General features: G+C 69.5%; 17 protein-coding genes and 1 pseudogene. 3 read left to right on the plus strand and 15 right to left on the minus strand.

Annotated elements, in window-relative coordinates:
- Positions 1 to 174: 174 nt before the first annotated feature.
- The 4 genes from D7231_RS09685 to D7231_RS09700 form a co-directional block, all read right to left on the minus strand.
- A complete protein-coding gene (locus D7231_RS09685; protein WP_120754515.1) occupies positions 175 to 1,470 on the minus strand; it encodes a hemolysin family protein in 1,296 nt (431 codons plus the stop codon).
- Positions 1,467 to 1,964 (minus strand): rRNA maturation RNase YbeY, encoded by a 498-nt coding sequence (gene ybeY / locus D7231_RS09690; RefSeq protein WP_120754516.1) that lies wholly within the window; start codon positions 1,962 to 1,964, stop codon positions 1,467 to 1,469. The genes D7231_RS09685 and ybeY overlap by 4 nt, the downstream gene beginning before the upstream one ends.
- Positions 1,965 to 1,971: 7 nt before the next feature.
- Positions 1,972 to 4,059 (minus strand): PhoH family protein, encoded by a 2,088-nt coding sequence (locus D7231_RS09695; protein WP_120754517.1) that lies wholly within the window; start codon positions 4,057 to 4,059, stop codon positions 1,972 to 1,974.
- A 128-nt stretch (positions 4,060 to 4,187) separates the two neighbouring features.
- The gene (locus D7231_RS09700; RefSeq protein ID WP_120754518.1) at positions 4,188 to 5,375 is read right to left on the minus strand and encodes a carbohydrate kinase family protein; all 1,188 of its coding nucleotides are present in this window, start codon (positions 5,373 to 5,375) and stop codon (positions 4,188 to 4,190) included.
- Between the two features lie 71 nt (positions 5,376 to 5,446).
- Here D7231_RS09700 and D7231_RS09705 point away from each other — a divergent pair, with 71 nt between their 5' ends.
- Positions 5,447 to 6,814, plus strand: a complete 1,368-nt coding sequence (locus tag D7231_RS09705) for a 6-phospho-beta-glucosidase (RefSeq protein ID WP_120754519.1) — start codon at positions 5,447 to 5,449, stop codon at positions 6,812 to 6,814.
- Between the two features lie 104 nt (positions 6,815 to 6,918).
- Positions 6,919 to 7,731: an HAD family acid phosphatase gene (locus tag D7231_RS09710; RefSeq protein WP_120754520.1), complete on the plus strand. Its 813-nt coding sequence runs from the start codon at positions 6,919 to 6,921 to the stop codon at positions 7,729 to 7,731.
- A gap of 21 nt (positions 7,732 to 7,752) precedes the next feature.
- Here the strand turns inward: D7231_RS09710 and D7231_RS09715 are convergent, their stop codons facing one another.
- The 6 genes from D7231_RS09715 to D7231_RS09740 form a co-directional block, all read right to left on the minus strand.
- Positions 7,753 to 8,661: a ribonuclease Z gene (locus tag D7231_RS09715; RefSeq protein WP_120754521.1), complete on the minus strand. Its 909-nt coding sequence runs from the start codon at positions 8,659 to 8,661 to the stop codon at positions 7,753 to 7,755.
- Positions 8,662 to 8,671: 10 nt separating this feature from the next.
- On the minus strand, positions 8,672 to 9,028 hold the full coding sequence (locus D7231_RS09720) for a histidine triad nucleotide-binding protein (RefSeq protein ID WP_120754522.1): 357 nt from the start codon (positions 9,026 to 9,028) through the stop codon (positions 8,672 to 8,674).
- Positions 9,029 to 9,088: 60 nt separating this feature from the next.
- Entirely contained in the window at positions 9,089 to 10,291 is a 1,203-nt protein-coding gene (locus tag D7231_RS09725; protein ID WP_120754523.1) for a tetratricopeptide repeat protein, read from the minus strand.
- A gap of 2 nt (positions 10,292 to 10,293) precedes the next feature.
- Positions 10,294 to 11,607, minus strand: coding sequence for an ATP-binding protein (locus D7231_RS09730; RefSeq protein WP_120754524.1), 1,314 nt, complete (start codon positions 11,605 to 11,607; stop codon positions 10,294 to 10,296).
- A gap of 34 nt (positions 11,608 to 11,641) precedes the next feature.
- Positions 11,642 to 12,115: a hypothetical protein gene (locus D7231_RS09735; protein ID WP_147449696.1), complete on the minus strand. Its 474-nt coding sequence runs from the start codon at positions 12,113 to 12,115 to the stop codon at positions 11,642 to 11,644.
- Between the two features lie 191 nt (positions 12,116 to 12,306).
- Positions 12,307 to 12,936, minus strand: a complete 630-nt coding sequence (locus tag D7231_RS09740) for an RICIN domain-containing protein (protein ID WP_120754526.1) — start codon at positions 12,934 to 12,936, stop codon at positions 12,307 to 12,309.
- Positions 12,937 to 13,101: 165 nt separating this feature from the next.
- Here D7231_RS09740 and D7231_RS09745 point away from each other — a divergent pair, with 165 nt between their 5' ends.
- The gene (locus D7231_RS09745) at positions 13,102 to 13,392 is read left to right on the plus strand and encodes a hypothetical protein (protein ID WP_120754527.1); all 291 of its coding nucleotides are present in this window, start codon (positions 13,102 to 13,104) and stop codon (positions 13,390 to 13,392) included.
- Here the strand turns inward: D7231_RS09745 and D7231_RS09750 are convergent.
- From D7231_RS09750 to D7231_RS09770, 5 genes and pseudogenes are all read right to left on the minus strand, one after another.
- Positions 13,389 to 13,676, minus strand: a pseudogene (locus D7231_RS09750) (barstar family protein); the annotation flags it as partial. The gene D7231_RS09745 and the pseudogene D7231_RS09750 overlap by 4 nt on opposite strands.
- A gap of 21 nt (positions 13,677 to 13,697) precedes the next feature.
- Positions 13,698 to 14,291 carry a hypothetical protein gene (locus tag D7231_RS09755; protein WP_147449697.1) on the minus strand — a complete coding sequence of 198 codons (594 nt, stop codon included), beginning with the start codon at positions 14,289 to 14,291 and terminating at the stop codon, positions 13,698 to 13,700.
- A gap of 648 nt (positions 14,292 to 14,939) precedes the next feature.
- Positions 14,940 to 15,254 (minus strand): hypothetical protein, encoded by a 315-nt coding sequence (locus tag D7231_RS36145; RefSeq protein ID WP_147449698.1) that lies wholly within the window; start codon positions 15,252 to 15,254, stop codon positions 14,940 to 14,942.
- The gene (locus tag D7231_RS09765) at positions 15,251 to 19,564 is read right to left on the minus strand and encodes a DUF6531 domain-containing protein (RefSeq protein ID WP_338419840.1); all 4,314 of its coding nucleotides are present in this window, start codon (positions 19,562 to 19,564) and stop codon (positions 15,251 to 15,253) included. The genes D7231_RS36145 and D7231_RS09765 overlap by 4 nt, the downstream gene beginning before the upstream one ends.
- Positions 19,561 to 19,959 (minus strand): WXG100 family type VII secretion target, encoded by a 399-nt coding sequence (locus D7231_RS09770; protein ID WP_120754531.1) that lies wholly within the window; start codon positions 19,957 to 19,959, stop codon positions 19,561 to 19,563. Before D7231_RS09770 ends, D7231_RS09765 begins: the two co-directional genes overlap by 4 nt.
- Between the last annotated feature and the right edge of the window lie 137 nt (positions 19,960 to 20,096).

A 20,096-nucleotide genomic window follows, 5' to 3' on the forward strand; every position in this document is an offset into this window, starting at 1 on the left:
GGCCCCGGTGGAGGGATTCGTCATCGTGGTGCTCCGGCAGACAAAGGCGGTCAGTTCCGTGCCTCCAGATGAAGGAATCACGGCCCGGGGTTCCCGGATCGCCCCGTCGGGCCGCCCCTGATACGAAATGCTCACAAAGCCCCCCGCTTGGACGCAGGGGGCTTCACAAGATCGTCAGCGCACCGGCTCGACCAGGACCGTCACGATGCGGTTCCGGCGGCCCGCGGACGCCTCCGCGGTCAGGCGCAGGCCCGTGAGGCCGCCCGGCTCGGCCAGCCCGTACTCCGCGAGGTCCACCTCGGCCACGGCGCCCGCGATCGGCACCCGGCCCAGAGACTTCGCCAGCAGGCCGCCCACCGTCTCGACGTCCTCGTCGTCGAGCTCATCGAGGCCGTAGAGCTCGCCCAGATCGCCCAGGTCGAGCCGCGCGGTCACCCGGTAGCGGCCCTCGCCGAGCTCCTCCACCGGCGGCAGCTCCCGGTCGTACTCGTCGGTGATCTCGCCGACGATCTCCTCCAGGATGTCCTCGATGGTGACGATGCCGGCCGTGCCGCCGTACTCGTCGATGGCGACGGCGCAGTGGTTGCGCTGCTGCTGCATCTCGCGCAGCAGATCGCCCGCGTTCTTGGTGTCGGGCACGAAGACGGCGGGCCGCATCGCGGTCGACACCAGCTCGGACTCCGCGTCCCGGCTGATGTGCGTCTTGCGGACGAGGTCCTTGAGGTAGACGACGCCCACGATGTCGTCCTCGCTCTCGCCGGTGACCGGGATCCGGGAGAAGCCGGAGCGCAGGGCGAGGGTGAGGGCCTGGCGGATGGTCTTGCCGCGCTCGATGACGACGAGGTCGGTGCGCGGCACCATCACCTCGCGCACCAGGGTGTCGCCGAGCTCGAAGACGGAGTGCACCATGCGCCGCTCCTCGTCCTCGATGAGCGACTCCTTCTCGGCGAGGTCGACCATGGCCCGCAGCTCGGCCTCGGAGGCGAAGGGGCCCTTGCGGAAGCCCTTGCCGGGGGTGAGGGCGTTGCCGAGGAGGATCAGCAGCTGCGGCACCGGGCCCATGATCCGGGCGAGCGGCAGCAGCACGTAGGCGGCGGCCGTGGCCGTGCCCAGCGGGTGCTGGCGGCCGATGGTGCGCGGGGAGACGCCGACGGCCACGTAGGAGACGAGGACCATCACGGCGATGGCGACGGTCAGCGCCTGCCAGGTCTTCTCGAAGCCCTGCAGGCAGACGTACGTGACGAGCACGCCCGCCGCCATCTCGCAGGCGACGCGGACGAGCAGCGCCACGTTGAGGTAGCGGGTGGGGTCGGCGGCGACCGCCATCAGCCGGGCGCTGCCCCGCCGCCCGGACCGGACGGCCTCCTCGGCGCGGAACCGGGTGGTCCGCGCGAGGCCGGCCTCGGCGCAGGCGGCGAGCCAGGCGACGACGAGGAGCAGGACCGCGGCCGCGATCAGGCGCCCGGTCACGTGAACGTCGGGGCCGGGGAGGGCCCCTCGATCCCGCGCTCGGCGCGCCAGCCGTCGACGATGGCGGCCTGGAGGCCGAACATCTCGGCCTTCTCGTCGGGCTCCTCGTGGTCGTAGCCGAGGAGGTGGAGGACGCCGTGGACGGTGAGCAGCTGGAGCTCCTCGTCCATGGAGTGCCCGGTGGGCGCGTCCTCGCCCTGCTGCTTGGCGACCTCCGGGCACAGCACGATGTCGCCGAGCAGGCCCTGCGGGGGCTCGTCGTCGTCCTTGGCCGGGGGACGGAGCTCGTCCATCGGGAAGGACATCACATCGGTGGGCCCGGGCAGGTCCATCCACTGGATGTGGAGCTGCTCCATGGCTTCGGCGTCGACAACGATGACCGAGAGTTCGGAGAGCGGGTGGATGCGCATCCGGGCGAGGGCGTAGCGGGCGATGTCGAGGACCGCCTGCTCGTCGATGTCCGTGCCGGATTCGTTGTTGACGTCGATAGCCATCGTGTTTTTACCGGGGGGTGCTTTCGTTTCGGCTGTCGTACTGCTCGTACGCGTCGACAATACGGCCGACGAGCTTGTGCCGGACGACGTCGTTGCTGGTGAGCATGGAGAAGTGGACGTCCTCCACGCCGTCGAGGATCTCCCGCACCTGGCGCAGGCCGCTCTTCGTACCGCCGGGGAGGTCGATCTGGGTGATGTCTCCCGTGATGACGATCTTGGAGTCGAAGCCGAGCCGGGTCAGGAACATCTTCATCTGCTCGGGGCTCGTGTTCTGGGCCTCGTCCAGGATGATGAAGGCGTCGTTGAGGGTGTTGTGCGTCAGCAGGTAATCCTGCGTGACGTACAGCGAGTCCTCTGCCGCGACCTGGATGCAGACGGCCTCCTCGCGACCCGCGGGCTCGATGCTGTCGATGAAACGCATCGGGCGGCCACCGCCCCCCGCTGCACGGTACTTCTCGGCCTTTCGGGCGAGACGGAACGGCTCGATGTCCTCGGGGAGCCGGATGTCGACGATGTGGGCGTCACGGCGGTGGTGGACATCGCGGCCGTTCGCCCTCCCCGGGTTCCTGCCTTCGGCGGCCCGGCGACGGTTGTACGCGACACCGCCGAGCGACTGCACGAGGGAGATCACATCGTCCCTGAGCAGGATCGATGTCGTCGTGTACTGGATGCGACAAGTGCGGTCCGACTGGGTGACAGGGCCGCCGTCCGTGTCAAGTAGCCCCTGAAGCACCGCCAAGCGCACTTCAACCGAGTTGTACAGGTAATCGTCCGGGACGAATTTCGAGTACGCCTTGGAGCCGAGCAGGTCCAGCTTGCGGAGGGCTTGCTTGAGCGGATGCGTCAGGACAGTGCCGTCTGCATCACTCAGGGTCGACACACGGTTGATGAGATAATTGTAGCCGCCACGCGACCGCACCTTGATGGCAGGAACTGCCGCTTCCACTGCGGAGATCAGCTCCGGGTCGGCTGTAGTAAACGATGGAGTGTTGCCTTGCGCGATGCAGCCATCGCCGAGCAGCAGCCCCAGAGCGTACGGGTCAATCGGGACCTCGCGCTCGGCGAACTGTACCGGTGCGGTGAGTATGGGCAACTCATAGCGGCGGTAGTGCGCTGCCCGCAGGTTGCCGATCATCTCCTGGGTCTCCAAAACCCGCCACGGCTTGTCACGACGCTTGTCGTCGCGCGTCCTGACCGTCCACAGGTGCTCACCGCAGCACAGCGTCCACGAACCGTCCTGAGCGGACACACGGTAGATGTCCTTCTCACCCTGCGGGTATACGCCCAGCACCGGAGTCGGTTCTCCATTCGAACCGACGACCAGGTCGCCGACCTGGAGGCTGCCGATGGGGCGCCAACCGTCCGGCGTCAGAACATTCGTGAACGTCGGGTGCGCCCTACCCCTCATATACGCCAGCGGGGCGACCTCGATCGTCCCGGCGGCCATCAGGCGCGGGATGGAGTCGGGGTCGAGCATGTCGTGCAGGGCGTCGTAGAGCGGGCGCAGGTAGGGGTCGATCTTCTCGTACAGCGTGCCGGGCAGGAAGCCGAGCCGCTCGCCGGCCTCGACGGCGGGGCGGGTCAGGATGATCCGGTTGACCTGCTTGGACTGGAGGGCCTGGACGGCCTTGGCCATGGCCAGGTAGGTCTTGCCGGTGCCCGCGGGGCCGATGCCGAAGACGACCGTGTGCTTGTCGATCGCGTCGACGTAGCGCTTCTGGTTGAGCGTCTTGGGCCGGATGGTGCGGCCGCGGCTGGAGAGGATGTTCTGGGTGAGGACCTCGGCGGGGGTCTCGGCCCCCTGCGCCTCGTCCCTGAGCATGGCGATCGAGCGTTCCACCGCGTCCTCCGTCATCGGCGCACCCGTGCGGAGCACCAGCATCATTTGGTCGAACAAGCGCTGCACCAGGGCCACTTCCCGCGGCTCCCCGGTGGCGCTGATCTCATTGCCCCGTACGTGGATGTCCGTGGACGGGAACGCTTTCTCGATGACCTGCAGGAGGGCGTCCCCCGAGCCCAGGACCGTCACCATGGGGTGCTTGGCCGGGACCGTGAACCGCGCCGTCGCCTGCGGTCGTGTGGGTGTCTGAGTCATGGGCCGGCGCTCTGGCCTGCTCATCGCCTCTTTTCTGCATTCCGGGTCCGGAGATCCTTGGAATACCAGGGTACGACGGGTCGCCCGCAGGTCCGCCGGGTTTTCCGGGACGGAAGCGGACCGGAGGGCTACGGGTTGCGGAAGCCCAGCGTGGGCACGGCCCGGCGCAGCGGCCAGGGGCGGACGGCCGCGGGCAGCAGACCGTCGAGGAAGGCGTAGCGGCGGCGGACGGCGGGGGCCTGGTCGTCGTAGGAGCGCACGTGCTTCCACCAGGCGGCGATCTCGACCCACCCGGGCGCGGACAGCGACCCTCCGAATTCCTGTACGGACAGGGCGGCCGTCAGCCCGGCGAAGGCGAGCCGGTCGGCGAGCGGCCAGCCGGCCAGGGTGCCCGTGACGAAGCCCGCGACGAAGACGTCCCCGGCGCCGGTGGGGTCGAGCGCCTCGACGGCGATCGCGGGGACCTCGGCGCTCTCCCCCGTGCTGCTGTCGACCGCGAACGCGCCCTTCTCGCCCATGGTGACGACGGCGACCGGCACCTTCTCGGCGAGCGCGCGGGCGGCGGCGCGGGGGCAGTCGGTGCGGGTGTAGCGCATGGCCTCCTCCGCGTTGGGCAGGAAGGCCTCGCAGTGCTCCAGGTCGGCGAGGTCCGCCGGGTCCCAGCGGCCCGTCTCGTCCCAGCCGACGTCGGCGAAGACCCTGCTGCCGCGGGCGGCGGCGCGCGCGATCCACTCCTCCTGGCGGCCGGGCACGAGCAGGGCCACGCAGGCCCGCGAGGCCGGCGGGCACTCGGGGGCGGGCACGCCCCCGCCGTTGCCGGGCGGCGGCGCCTCGTGGCCGTGGGAGACCATCGTGCGCTCGCCCTCGTAGGCCATGGAGACGGTCACGGGCGAGTGCCAGCCGGGCACCGTGCGCGAGGGGCCGAGATCGATTCCCTCCCCTTGCGCGAGCGCCTCCCAGCAGTACTCGCCGTACATGTCGTCGCCGAAGGCCGCGGCGAGGGAGGTGCGCAGGCCCAGCCGGGCCAGGGCGGTGGCCATGTTGGCGATGCCGCCGGGGCTCGACCCCATGCCCCGCGCCCAGGACTCCGTGCCGCGCACGGGGGCCGAGTCCAGGCCCGTGAAGATGATGTCCAGGAAGACCGTCCCGGTCAGGTACACGTCGGTGGGCGGATCGGCCTCCGAGCGGAGCGCGGCCAGCGGGTCGAGGACGGGAGCCGCCCCGCGGAACCCCTCGAAGCCCTCCGTGCGCTCGCCCGGGCAGTGCCCGTTCCGTAGGTCCTTCCGGGGGGCCGAGTGGGGCGAAGAGGTCGTCATACGCGCTCGCTGCTCCTCTCACGGGGTGCGGATCCGGACAGTGTGCCCGATGCTGGGGTACCTTCCGGAACATGAGGCTGACGATTCTCGGCGGTGGCGGGTTCCGGGTGCCTCTGGTGCACCGGGCCCTCCTTGACGACGCGCGGCGCGACACCCCGGGCCGCTGTACGGAACTCGTGCTCTACGACACCGATTCCATGCGCATGAGAGTGATCTCCTCGGTGCTGGCGGCCCAGGCCGAGGGGGTGCCGGGCGCCCCGTCCGTGCGCCTCGCGCACAGCCTGGACGACGCCCTGCGCGGCACCGACTTCGTGTTCTCCGCGATCCGCGTCGGCGGCACGGCCGGCCGGGTCCTGGACGAGCGGATCCCCCTGAGCGAGGGGGTGTTGGGGCAGGAGACCGTCGGCGCGGGCGGGGTCCTGTACGGGCTGCGCACGGTGCTGGTGGCCCTGGAGATCGCGGAACGGGTGGCGGCGGTCGCGCCCGGCGCGTGGGTCATCAACTTCACCAACCCGGCGGGGATGGTGACGGAGGCGATGTCGGCCGTCCTCGGCAGACGGGTGATCGGCATCTGCGACTCCCCCGTGGGGCTGGTGCGGCGGGCGGCGCACGCCGCGGGAGCCGACCCCGATCGGGTGAGCTTCGACTACGTCGGCCTCAATCACCTGGGCTGGCTGAGGTCGTTGAGCGTCGACGGCGAGGACCTGCTGCCGCGCCTGCTGGCGGACGACGCGGCCCTCGGCTCCTTCGAGGAGGGCAAGCTCTTCGGCGCGGACTGGCTGCGCGCCCTGGGGGCCCTGCCCAACGAATACCTCCACTACTACTACTTCCGCCGGGAGACGCTGCGCTCGGTGCTGGAGTCGCCGGAGACCCGCGGCCAGTTCCTCGACGAACAGCAGAGCGGCTTCTTCGCGCAGGCGGCGGCCGCGCCGGACCGCTCGTACGAGCTGTGGGAGCGTGCCCGGCTCCAGCGCGAGTCCACCTACATGGCCGAGAGCCGCGCGGCGAGCGGCGGCTGGCAGCGGGACTCCTGCGACCTGGACGGCGGCGGCTACGACAAGGTGGCGCTCGCGCTGATGGGCGCCGTCGCCCGGGACGAGCCCACGCGCCTGATCCTCAACGTGCCCAACGGCACGACCGTCCCCGGCCTGGCCCCGGACGCCATCATCGAGACGGTGTGCGAGGTGACCGGCGAGGGCGCCCGGCCGCTGCCGTGCGCGCCGCTGCGCGAGGACCAGCTGGGGCTGATGCTCCAGCTCAAGGCGGTCGAGCGGGCCACGATCACGGCGGCCGTGCACGAGGACCGCGACGCGGCGCTGCGCGCCCTCGCCCTGCACCCGCTGGTCGACTCGCCGGCGGTCGCGGCCCGGATCCTGGAGCGGGCCGGGCGCGGACCCGCCCGGCGCACCGGAGGGAACACCTCGCCCCTACTCGCGTAGACCGTGCGTGACCTGCGGCCGTGTTTGACCTCCGCTTGCTTGACCTGCTCCCGCCAAGGCCCTAGCTTCGCGCTGCACCGCCCTTGCTACTCAGGAGTACACACGTGCAGCTCAGCCTTGCGTCCAAGCGCGCCCGCATCGCCGCGGCGGGTGCCGCACTCGCCGTCGGCGCCGGCCTCTACACGGCCGGCGCCGCCAGCGCCGAGCACTCCGTGCCGCGCACGGACAAGGAGATCCCGAACCTCACCAAGGTGACGGACAAGATCAAGGCCTACTACGGCGACACCACCGACAAGAACGGCCAGCACTACGCGTCGCCGGACAGCAACTACGCCAAGCAGGTCGCCGACATCCAGAAGAAGGCGAAGGCGCAGCTGGAGAAGGCCGTCAAGAACCAGTCCGGGAAGAACCAGTCCGGCAAGAAGGGCGCGGCGAAGCCCGCCATCGTCCTGGACCTGGACGACACGACCCTGCTCACGTACAACTACGAGCTCCAGCAGGGCTTCCACTTCACGCCCGAGTCGCAGGACGCCTACCTGAAGTCCACCGACATGGCCCCGGTCTTCGGCATGCCGCAGCTCGTCAACTGGGCGCAGTCCAAGGGCATCACGGTCTTCTACGTCACCGGGCGCGACGAGCACCAGCGCGACTGGAGCGTGCGCAACCTCAAGAACGCCGGCTACAAGCCCGCCGCCGACACCGCGCACTTCTTCCTGAAGAACAAGAAGACGCCGCCGGCGTACCTGCCGTGCGGCGCCACGTGCAACACCGTCGAGTACAAGGCGGGCACGCGCAAGCACATCGAGTCCCAGGGCTACCGCATCGTGGGCAACTTCGGCGACCAGTACAGCGACCTCCAGGGCGGCTACGCCCAGCACACGTACAAGCTGCCGAACCCGATGTACTTCCTGCCGTAGCTCCTGCGCGCGTGCCCTGCCCTACCGCCGTTTGGGCACGGGCACGCGCATCAGGTCCCGGGCCACGGTGAGCTCCCCCTCGAAACCGCCCGCACGGGCCTGCCGTTCGAAGACCGCCGGGTCGTCGTACCGCTGCGAGAAGTGCGTCAGCACGAGATGCCGCACTCCCGCATCCGCGGCGACCCGGCCGGCCTGCCCGGCCGTGAGGTGGCCGTGGTCCGCGGCGAGGGCCGCGTCCTCGTCCGTGAACGTCGATTCGATGACGAGCATGTCGCAGCCCTCGGCCAGCTCGTCCACGCCGTCGCACAGCCGCGTGTCCATCACGAACGCGAACCGCTGCCCGCGCCGCACCTCGCTCACCTCGTCCAGGGTGACCCCGCCGACCGCACCCTCGCGCATCAGCCGGCCGACGTCCGGCCCGGAGATGCCGTGCGCGGCGAGCCGCTCGGGGAGCATCCGCCGGCCGTCGGGCTCGACCAGGCGGTAGCCGTACGACTCGACGGGATGCGAGAGCTTGCGCGCCTCCAGGCGGTAGGAGGGCCCCTCGTAGAGGATCCCGCCCGCGCCGGAGACGGGCTCCTCGGCGAGCTGCACCGTCTCGCGGTAGGCCGTCGCGTACCGCAGCCGCTCGAAGAAGCGCTTGCCGCTGCGCGGGTAGTGCGCGGTGACCGGGTGCGGCACCTGGTCCAGGTTGATGCGCTGGATCACTCCGGCGAGGCCGAGGGAGTGGTCGCCGTGGAAGTGGGTGACGCACAGCCGGTTCAGGTCGTGCGCGGCCACCCCGGCGCGCAGCATCTGCCGCTGCGTGCCCTCGCCGGGGTCGAAGAGCAGGCCCTCGCCGTCCCAGCGCAGCACGTAGCCGTTGTGGTTGCGGTGGCGCGTGGGCACCTGGCTGGCGGTGCCGAGGACGACCAGTTCACGTACGGACAAGGAGCGTCGCCTACCCGGGGGGCCAGTTGAAGCCGCGGCCGCCGAGGACGTGGGCGTGCGTGTGGAAGACGGTCTGGCCCGCACCGGCGCCGGTGTTGAAGACGATGCGGAAGCCCTTGTCCCCGTTCTCCTGGAGGGCCACCTCGGCCGCCTCGCGCAGCACGTCGGCGGCGACCGAGGGCTCGGCCGCGGCGAGCGAGCCCGCGTCCGGGTAGTGCACCTTGGGGATGACCAGGACGTGCACGGGCGCCTGGGGGTTGATGTCGCGGAAGGCGACGGTGGTCTCCGTCTCCCTGACGACCGTCGCGGGCACCTCCCCCTTGACGATCTTGCAGAACAGGCAGTCCGCCTGCGGTTCTCCCGCCACGGGTGGGCTCCTCACGGGTCGTCGGCTCGTCGGCTCGTCTCGGGTCCTACGGTCCGGATGTTACCGGGCGGCCTCTGAATCCTTGTCGCGGGCGCCGTCCTGGTGCCTTTCGCGGGTGCTGTCCTGGTGCCTTTCGCGGGCGGCCTTCAGCCGCTTCTCCTTCGCCTTCTCCTCATCCGCGCGCTCGTTCCGCCGCTTGGCGCTCCCCCACCACATGGCGAGCACCACCGGCACCCCGCCGATCCACACGAGCGCCTGCTCGTAGCCCCGGTCCGTCCAGGGCACGGTCACCAGCAGCACCGCGCACAGCGTGCCCCACAGCGAGTGCGCCACGGCCAGCTTCGCGGCGCCGGCCCTCCGGACCACCGACAGCAGGGTGAGCTGGGCGCCCTTCGGCAGCGTGAAGTACGTGCGCCACACGCACAGCCCCCAGCCCACGCACATCAGGAAGAAGAACCACATCCGCGGGCCGAGCGGCGCGGGCAGGGAGGTCGGGTCGTCACCGGTCGGGAAGGCCCGGGAGGTGACGGCGGCGTACACGAGGCACAGCAGCGCGACCCAGCGGGTGCGGCGCACGAGGCGGAGGGCGACGTCCTCCAGCTTGGCGCTGATGTGCCCGCTCAGGGGGTCGGCCCCCAGCGCGGCGGCGTACTCCCTGGCCAGCTCCGGCAGCTTGAGCTCGCGGGCCTCGTCCTTGAGCCCGGCGAGGACGGCGCGCGCGTCGGCGTCCTCGGGGGCGAAGCTCAGGACGTCGCGCATCACCTGCTGCGCGCCGGCGTTGTCACCCATGTCCAGCAGGGCGTCGTAGCGGGCGAAGTGCGCGTTCACGGACTCCGGGCTGACGCGCACACCCTCGGTCGCCGCCGCCAGCGCCCCGTCGAGATCGCCCGCCGCGCGCAGCGCCGCCGACAGCGACGTGTAGGGCGACGGGTGGTGCGGCGTGATCCGTATCGCCTCGCGCGCCGCCGTGACGGCCTCGTCCGTACGGTTCAGGCGCCACAGGGCCTCGCTGCGGAAGATGTGGCCGTCGGTGTGGGAGGGGTTGAGGCTGAGCGCGGACTCCGCCATCACCAGGACCGCGGCCCAGCCCCGCTTCCGGAAGAAGCAGGACGCGAGCAGGGCGTAGGCGTCGGCGTCCTTGTTGGACACCTCTTTCGTGTAAGCCGTGAGGAGGTCACAGGCGTCGTCGGTCCGGCCGAGGCTCAGCAGCGCCTCGGCCCGGGCGATGGTCGGGTGTCCGCCGCCGTAAGGGGTATCACTCACGCTCAGAGCATCCTCTTCTTCTTGAGGTACGCGAGAAGCTCGTCGTACTGCCCGCCCTCGTTGGCGAACTGGGCCACGCTGCGGGCCGAATCGAACCACGGGCCCGTCGAGGGCCGGATCTGGGCCAGGGCCGCGAGCAGGTCGTCGGTCTCGATCATGCGGGCCCGGCCGGTGCGGACCGAGTCCATCAGGGCGCGCTCGGCGGCGCTCTCGCACAGGTGGCGCAGGTCCGCGCCGGAGAACCCGTCCGTGCGCTTGACCAGCTTGCGCAGGTCGATGCGGGCGATCGGGCGGTCCTTGAGGTGGTGGCGCAGGATCGACTCGCGGGCGGGCTCGTCGGGCGGCAGCACCAGGACCGTGCGGTCGAGGCGGCCGGGGCGGCGCAGGGCGGGGTCGACGTCCCAGGGGTGGTTGGTGGCGGCGAGGACGAACAGGCCCTCGTTGGCGGCGGCGTCCACGCCGTCCAGCTCGGTCAGCAGCTGGTTGACCGTGGTGCGCAGGCCGGAGTGGCGGAGCTGGCTGCGCTTGGCGCCGAGGGCGTCCAGCTCGTCGAGGAAGACGACGCACGGGGCGTTGCGGCGGGCCGTCTCGAAGAGCTCGCGCAGATTGCGCTCAGAGTTGCCGATCCACATGTCGAGGACGTCGGTGATGCTGACCGACATGAAGCGGGCGCCCAGCTCGCCGGCGACGGCGCGGGCGATGTACGTCTTGCCGCAGCCGGGCGGCCCGTACATGAGGAGCCCGCCGCGCAGGCTCTTGCCGTAGAGCTTGCGGAGCTCGGGGTTGCGCATGGGGGCGAGGAAAGCGGCTTCCAGGCGCTCCTTGACCTGCTCCATGCCGCCGACGTCGGCGAGGGAGAGGCCGGCGGTCTCGACGTCCCAGGCGCTGACGGCGGGGTCGTCGTGGCCGTCGTGGCCGTCGGTGGAGAGGGGTTGAGGTTCGTCCGCCTCCGTCTCTACCGTCTCTACGAAGCGGGGAGGGATGACGTCGGACAGCTCGTCCTCGGCCTGCTTCCAGTCGTAGCGGGGGGCTTCTTCGGCGGGGGCGGGGGCCGGGGCCGGGGTTTCAGCCGGGGCAGGGGCCGGGGCGGCGGATGCGGGGGCCGTCACCGGCGGGGCGACGGCGCGGGCTATCAGCGCCTGGGCCTCGGCGTTGCCCGGTTCCCGCTGGAGGGCCGCGGCGACCTGGGATATGGCGTCCTGACCGAGCCCCGCGTCGAGGAGGAGCTGGGCGAGGTGCAGGCGCAGGGGCACATCGTCGGGTGCGGAGTCGACGGCCGCACGCAGGCTCTTGATGAGCGGGGACTCTTCGGGCATGGACCAAGGGTAAGCGGGGGTGCGGGGAGGCCCCCTACTTGGACTGGTGGTGCTTGTCGCCTTGGTTGCCGGTGGGCTTGTCGCCGCTGTTACTCGTGGGCCTATCGCCGTTGCCACCGCCGTTGGTGGTGCCGCTCCCGGAGCAGTCACCAAGAACGCTTGCCGTGAAGACGGTCTTCCCATCAACCTTGGCGGTCAGCTTCCCTTGCACGCAGGAGTCGTCGTAGAGGCCGGTCACCCGCCCGTAGACGATGATCTTCTGGCCGCCGCTGGTGCGGCCGTCGCAGTCGACGCCCACGGCGGAGACGGGGCGCGCCCCGCCCTTCTCCGTGACGCCGGGGTCCTCGGCCTTGCCGGTGCAGGTCAGCCACTGGACGGGGTAGCCGTCGTGCTCCAGGCGGGCGGTGGCCCGCTTGTCGGCGGTCACGGCGACGATGACCGAATCCAGCCCGCCGGGACCCTCCTGACGGCAGCCGGTGAGCCCGAGGGCGGCGGTGCCCACGAGCACCACCGCACCACTTGCACACAGCACCGATCGTCCCCGTCGTCCCCGTAGGCGCCCCAATGCCCGCATACGCGGCAGTTTCCCACTCCGGGGAGCGGGGCGGAAGGCCGGACGACACCAGGGGGACGTCCGCCGACCAAGGGGTCGCGTGAGGAGGGAAACGCGGGGGCTGGTTCCTAGCCCCGGGCTGATTCCTAGTGGAAGACCCACTTCTGATTGGCCCACCCGTTGCAGGCCCAGAGCTGCACCTTGGCACCGTTGTTGGGGATGGTGTTGGTGTCACCGTCGAGGCACTGGGCGCCCTGGGCGTTCTGGAGGTTGGCGCCGTTCCACATCCAGATCTGGTTGGTCCACCCGTTGCAGCCCCAGAGCTGGACCTTAGCGCCGTTGTTGGGGATCGTGTTGAGGTCGCCGTCGAGGCACTGCGACCGGTAGCCGTTCTGGATCGTGTAGTAGCCGGTGGGCTGGTTGGGCACGGGCGTCCAGTACCAGCTCTGGTTGTCCCAGTTGTTGCAGCCCCAGAGCTGCACCTTGGCGCCGTTGTTGGGAATGGTGTTCCGGTCACCGTCGAGGCACTGGTTACCGAGGTTGTTGGTAAACGCGGGTGTTCGGTAGACGGTGTTGACCGCGGGTCTGGAGGCTGACCCGATGCCGGGCAGCGCGCCGACGTCTCTGACGTCGACCACGGCCTTCCCGGCGGCGGGCCCGGAGAGCGGCTGCGGGGTCTGCGGCGCCTGAGCCCGGGCCCCGGCTCCGGTGCCCAGAGTGAACGCCACGGCACCGAGCCCGGCGGCGACGGCGAGTGCTGTTGATGACTTACGCATGTCGGCCTCTCTTCGGAGCGAGGGAGTTGTGCCGGGCCCATCCGGCCACAAGGGTCATGCGGTGGCCAGGGCGACAGATGAAGTAAACGACCGAATTCCGGACGAACCGCGGTGGCGGCGGACGGGAGGAAATACCCGTGCGTGACAGCGATATGATCGCGCATCATGCAGATAGCAATCCCCATCCTGTTCGCGGTGGGCGGCCTGACAGTGGTCGTCTTCGGAATTCGTCTCGTCTTCAACATCGGCGGCGCCGCGGACACGTACGCGGCCAAGGCCCGAGCGAGATCCGAACGGATCTACACCCGCCTCAGCGGCAAGGACAGCCTGACCATGCCGCCGGTAGGCCACAGGGGCCTCACCACGACCAATTTCCGCTTCAGGGGCGTGGGCTTCACCTTCGCGGGCCTCATCATGCTGATCGCCTCAACGTTCCTCCTGGTGCTGCGCCACTAATTCCCGTTCAGATTCAGACCGAAGAGGTCGGCGGCTCCCTCGCCGGACTCGCAGACGAGCACCACGGTGAACGGAATGCCGACGCCACGGGGCTTGTGGTGCGGGCTGCGCCAGTGCTCGGCTGCCCGCTTCAGCAGGGCGAAGAAAGCCTTTCGGTCCTCCGGGCTCCCCGAAAGCAGCCGCTCCGAGTTCTCGATCACGACGATGTACTGGTCGGCGGGTAGCCAGTGGAGATCCCGCAGGCAGTCGGAGAGGGCGTTCCAGTTCCACCCGAAGTAGTCGGGAAACCTGAACCGGTCCCAGAACTACTCGAAAACCCCGTCACTGTCCCCCATCGCGGCCCCGTCCAGCCGCGCGACAAACGTCGTCCCGGACGCAGGCAAGAGGTCGACTTCCCTGGCAGTGGCGCCCCGCGCCACCACCCGCAGCCACGCTTCGTCAAGCGCCGCAGGAACGTATGGCGCTGCCTGGCCGAAGACAACGGTCGGCCCGTCATCAGTATCCAAAACCCGCACGTCGAACCGCTTCCGCGGAAAGGCCCGCCGAAGCGCCGCCTCCCAGGAGTGCGCCACCGCCTGGGCAATGTGACCCAGCGCCTCTTCCGCTTCTGCGGTGTCACCGCAGTCGATCGCGTACCCGACAGCGAAGCGGTTGAGGACGCCTTCGATCCTGCGAACGTCGCCATCGAGCCGGCGGTACCAGTCGTCAAAGCTGCCCGGCGCGTACGAACGCTTCCGCATCACGCACCCCCGCACCTCGACGAACTCGGGGTTCATCAGGTGAGCGAAGGCAAGCCACATGCCCACCGTGCAGTGCTCGTTCAGGAAGTCGACGGAGTCCAGGTCGCCCGTGTAGCTCTCGACCCAGGCTTTGATCTCCGGATATTCATCGGGGTTCAAGCACGCCAACCCGATGGCGGAGAATACAGCGCGGAACTCCCTGACACCGCCAACAACCCAATCACTGGCGGCCCTTCCCGATACTCCCAGGTGGACGGCCGCCGAAGCGTCTCGTCAAGCACGTCACCGGTCAACCTCTCCCCACCCTGGTGCGCAGGCCACTCCTCGCCTCGATACACCTCGACGTACCCGGCCCGCTCCCACCGGCCGATGATCTCAGCAAAAATAGGAGCAACGACCAACCACTCGCTTTCGCCTCCTCCACGCGTCCAGTCAGCCAATACAGACCAGAGCGGCGACATCTCCCTGGCGTTGACGAGGAGGCACTCTTCTTCCGCGGAGAGCCATTCCATGTTCAAATCAGCTCGCTTGCCCGCTGGACGCCGCATTAAACCGACCCATCACTCCACCACAGGGAGGCCAGCACCTCACTCAAACTCAACAGCCAGCCATCGAATACAACAGCCGACCCGCATCATTCAAACAATGCAGGGGGCGAACCATCCATCGGATCGATTCGAAAATGGCCATTCCCCTCGAATTTGACGCAAGCCGCTAGTGCGCAATAGCTCTAACACTGTGTAGCGAGCCTACTCCAAACCCTCCCCCTCAGATTTTCCCTGCGCCGATGCCTACACCACCCGCCCTTTAGGGCACACCAAGAATCCCCATCAGCCGCTCGCGTACAAGATCCGCAAAGCCATGAGCCTCGCTCTGATCTCCTCCGTTTTCAGCGACCCTTTCAAGCTGCCACTCAGAAAACAGGGGAGCAAACCATACGAGCCTGACGAAATCAGGATGCAGTGACTCACCATCAGCGATTTCGATGCCTTCGAGGAGCTCGATGTACTTAGCCCCAAGTTCTGCATCATACACGCCACTCCGGAGCTTTCCCAGAACTCCCGAGTCGGCATCCCAAGCGAAGTCCAGCGCCTCAAGAACTGCAGGATCAGAATGCTTCATTCCCAATATCCAATGATCGCTTCAGGAGGTATGTTCTGGTGAACAAGTACCTCTTGGTCACCCTTTGCATAGTAGTCAATCCTACCCTTGCCAGGGAATCCACCCGAGACATCCTCAACATGACCCGGCACCTTGGACAGGTCGATTGCAACGACGCCATTCCCCTTATTATATTTCCCCAAGGCGATTCCAGGGAGCTTCGTGGTCGAAATCCACGGACTACGCCTCTTACCTGCCACATGGGACAGGGGTGACACCTGATCAATCGGCACATCCGGAGCACGCGCTGTCAGGCCGAGCGCAGGATCCTCACCCTTAGCCAAAGATCTGAAGACAATTCCAGGAACCGCATCATCATTCGTAGGTATGCACGGCGCCAGCCCAAGGCGATCCGCCCATCGGAACGGGTTACGTACATAGGCGTGAGGATTGGGCGCCGGCACCAGCCCGAGCGGATCTACTGAGACATAGCAGGCTGTCTCTGGATCGTAGTAACGGAAAATGTTGTAGTGGAGGCCCGTTTCGGGGTCGTGGTACTGGCCCGGGAAGCGGAGGGGGCAGTCCGGGGTGCCTTCCGTCGTGGGGGCCGGGAGGGGCGTGCCCCAGAGGGTCGTGCGGTGTTGCCACGACAGTTCACCCGTCGGCGTGATCAGTTCCGTCGGGGTGCCGACCGCGTCCGTGATGACGGCGTGGAAGCGCGTGCCGAAGTCCCGTTCCGCTTCCTCCGCGAAGCCCTCGATCAGGGACTTGCCCGCTGACCTGGTCAAACGCGTGGAGTCCGTCTGCGTCAGGGGGCGGTGCGTGCCCGGGGCGTAGTCCCAGGTCAGCGTCCTGCCGTCAGCAGCCGTCTGCTCCGCCAGCCGCGTGCCGTCCCACGCGAAGAGCGTTTCGCCGTCACGCCCCTCGCAGCGCTTCGATATGCGGCGGCCCAGCGGGTCGTACACGTACTGCCACCGCTCCCCCTCCGGCGTCACCGCCTCCCTCAGGCGGTCCTCCGCGTCCCACGTGTACGTCCAGACCCGCGTCCGGCCGTTGAGGAGCTTGCGCGCCTTGCGAACAAGGCGGCCCTGCGCGTCGTGTTCGTAGGTCGTGCGGCCCGCGCGGCGGATCAGCGTGCCCTCGAACTCGCGCTGCCCGGGGGCCGAATGGTCAGGGGCGGTAGCGCTCGTGACGTTGCCCGCGCCGTCGTAGGCGTACCGCTCGGTCCAGCCGTGCGCCCGGACCGTCGTCACGCGGCCCGTCGGGTCCAGGGCGAAGCGGCGCGTGCCGGAGGTGAGTTCGCGGATCTCGCGGAGGTAGCCGTCCTCGCGGTACGCGTACTCGCGGTGTTGCAGGAGGCGTTCCGCGCCCCGTACGACCTGGGTGGTCAAGCGGTCCGCGGCATCCCACTCCTGCGTGAGCACCGCGCCCTCGCCGCCCAGCCGACGCTCCGTCTCCCGCCCCGCCGCGTCGTACGCGAACGTCAGCCCGCCCGCGTCGCCGACCAGCTCCGTCGGCCGGCCCGCCGCGTCGTACGTCCACTCCGACGCCAGCCCGGACGGGGTCTCGCGCCGCACCCGCCGGCCCAGCGCGTCGTACGCGTAGCTCGTCGCCCTGCCGTTCACCGACTCTGACAGCACGCGGCCGAGCACGTCCCGCTCGTATACGACCTCCGCGTCGGCGTTCACCGCGCGGATGAGGTTGCCCGCGGCGTCGTAAGCGAACGTCGTGACCGCCTCGGCGTCATCCGCCCGCTGCTCCGTCGCCCGGCCCAGTGCGTCGCGGGTGAAGTGCAGCGTCTCGCCCGCGCCGTTCGTGCGGGAGGCCAGCCCGCCCGCCGCGTCGTGCGCGTACGTCAGCGTGCGGTCGTTGAAGTCCGTCTCGGACGTCAGCCGGCCCGCCGCGTCGTAGGCGTACGACCAGGTCAGGCCCTGCGGGTTCGTCACTCCCGTCAGGCGCAGTTCGGTGTCGTACGTGAACGCGTACGTCGTGCCGTCCGGGTCCGTGCGGGACGTCGGGAGGTCGAAGTGCCCGGCCTCGTGGCGGGTGATGTTCCCCGCCGTGTCCGTGTGCGTGACGAGGTTCCCCTCGCCGTCCCACGCCCAGGTCTCGCTCGTCCCGTCCGGGTACTCGCGCCGGGACGGCCTGCCCTCCGTCGTCCACGTCGTGCGGGTGGCCCGGCCCAGCGGATCAACCGCCTCCACGATGCGGCCGAACACGTCCCGGCGGACGGTCGTCCGGTGCCCAAGAGCGTCGGTGATCGCGACCGGGAGCCCCGCCGCGTCACACTCAACCCGCGAGACGTTGCCGAGCGCGTCGGTCACCGCGGCGAGGCGGCCCTGGTCGTCGTGGGTGTAGCGGGTCTCCGCGCCCGCCGGGTCCGTCGTCGCAACGAGGTTGCCTCGGTCGTCGTACGCGTGCAGCCACCGCCCGCCGCCCGGCTCCGTGACCTCCACCGGCCTGCACAGGTCGTTGTAGAGCGCTTCGCCCGACGAGCCGTCCGGCAGAACCACCTTCGCCAGGTTGCCCTGCTCGTCGTACGCGTAGCGGGTCGTCCGGCCCAGCGGGTCGGTCACGGAGAGGCGGTCCGCGCCCCTCTCGTCCCACTTGGTCAGAGTCTTGTGGCCGAGCGGGTCGGTCTCCTCCGTGACCAGGGCGGCGGCGTTGTAGCGGTACGTGCGCTCGTTGCCGAGGGAGTCGGTGACCGTGGTCGTGCGGGTCTCGGGGTCGTACGCCAGCAAGCCCGAGAGAAAACCGTCACTCCCCTCCGTACGGACCACGCGGCCGGACGCGTCGTACGTGTAGCCGTACGACGTGTCGTTGCGGTCGGTCCAGGAGGTTATTCGGCCTTCGGCGTCGTACGTGAAGCGCAGGGGCTTGCCGCTGGAGTTGGTGACCTCCGTGAGGTTGCCCGCGTCGTCGTAGCCGTAGCGGATGAGGGTCGTGCCGCGGCCGGGGGCGGTCGGCGGCTCGTACGGGGACGGGGGCTCGTCGAGGAGGCGCAGGGCCGTGACGCGCGCGCCCGCCTCCCCAATGATGTCCGTCTCGACGGCCACGTAGGAGCCGCCGGAGTGGCGGATCGCGGTCGGCGTGCCGGTGGCCGTGCGCTCGAAGTCGATGCGGGCGCCGTTGCGGTCCTCCATGCTCTCCAGCGGCAGCTGGAGGATGCCCGGCTCCTCGGTCGGGACCAGGCCGCCGAAGGTGCGGGTGATGCCCGTCTGCGGGTCGGCGATGGTCATGACGCCGCCGGGCCTGCCGTCCCAGGTCAGGGGCCGGCGCGGGCCCTTGACCGGGAGGACCGGCTCCCCGGGTACGGGCACGGGGTAGACGAGGCGCATGCCGTCCGCGGCCGCGTAGACGACGCCGTCGCCGTCGAGCTGGACCCGCTCGTCGAAGGTCGAGGCCCACGTCGGGCCGAACCAGGCGCCCGCCCGGTACGAGGAGACGTGGGTGCGCTCGACGACGAGGGGCAGGGAACCGGGGAGGGTGACGTCCGTCGCCGGGAGGAGCATGGCGCCGGTCGCGACGTCGATGGGGTCGAGGGCGCATTCGACGTTGGAGGGGAGACGGGCAGCCGGGGAGAGTTCGCTGCCCATAGGGCGAACGCCCTTGAAGAGGTTGCGGAAGCCGCCAGCGGCACCGGCGTTCTTGGCGAGGCTGCCGAAGCCGCCGAACAGGCCGCCGTAAATCATGCCGTCCCTGGCCGAGTCACTCGCCTCGGTCAGGTTGAACCCGTCCTGCCGCCCCTGCGCGATCCTGATCGGCTGGGCGACCGCCAGGTTGACCGTGACAGACTCCAGGCCACCGAGCGCCGCCGAGGCCAGCGTCACGGTCGCCACTTCGGCCACGGTCATGGACACGGTGACGCCGAGCGCGGCGCCCGCCTCCACGATCGCCGCCGCCGCGGTACCGGCGGGGCCGGCGAGAGCGCCGCCGGTCAACAGGGCGACCCCGACAGCAGCTCCCAGGACGGCGACGTCCTCAATGATCTTGTCCCAGAGCTGGTCCATCGCCTTGTCGACCGCTTCGGCGAGCTTCTCCAGCCCATCCGCCATCTTCTCGGCCGACACGGCGAGGTCGTGCAGCCAGCCGTCCTGCGAGCCCTTGGCGTAGCGGTGCCAGAAGACCTCGAAGGCCTCGATCGCCTCACCCTTGTTGTTGTGGATGAGGGAGGTGGCCTGGTTGTTGACCGGGGTACGGACCTCCTTGACCTCGCCCGCGAACGTACGCCATGCCTTGGCGGCCTTACGGAGCTTGTCGGCATCGCCGTCGGGCCAGTACAGGCCCATGTACTCGACGAGGAAGTGCTGGATCTTGTGCTTGACGCTCACTTGCCGCTACCGCTATCGCCGCCGCTGCCGCTGCCCTGAGCACCCTTGGCGCCCTTCTTCGAGAACATCGCAGCGATCAGCTTGTCGTTCTCGATGTGGCCGTCGGACATGTCGACCATCGCCTCGTGAATGCTCGCGAGGCCGGCGACGAAGATCTTCGTGGCGTGCTCGATCTTCTCGCGTGCGGGCTTGTACGACTCGCCGAACGTCTTTCCCTGCTCGTCCGCGCCCCACGGCGAACCGAGGCCGTCGAGAGTGTCGGTCAGCGCCGTCAGCGCGTCGCGCAGCTTGCCGCTCTGCTCGCTGAAGGTCGGCGCCGCGGACTTCAGATCCGCGGTCTTGATGTCCAGGATCTTGCCGTCGCCGCCACCGCCGCCGCCCGGGCTGTTGCCCATAGCCGCCTCCCCCGCCAGGTCGTACACCAACGTCACATGTTCGCATGCGCGTGCGGTGGACTGGTGTCTGACACGCAGTCCACCGGAGCGGCCAGGGGGAGGGGTGCGGGATGCGGGTGCAGGGAGCGGGATGCGGC

Origin of the sequence: Streptomyces klenkii, from assembly GCF_003626645.1 — a bacterium.
Taxonomy (GTDB): domain Bacteria; phylum Actinomycetota; class Actinomycetes; order Streptomycetales; family Streptomycetaceae; genus Streptomyces; species Streptomyces klenkii.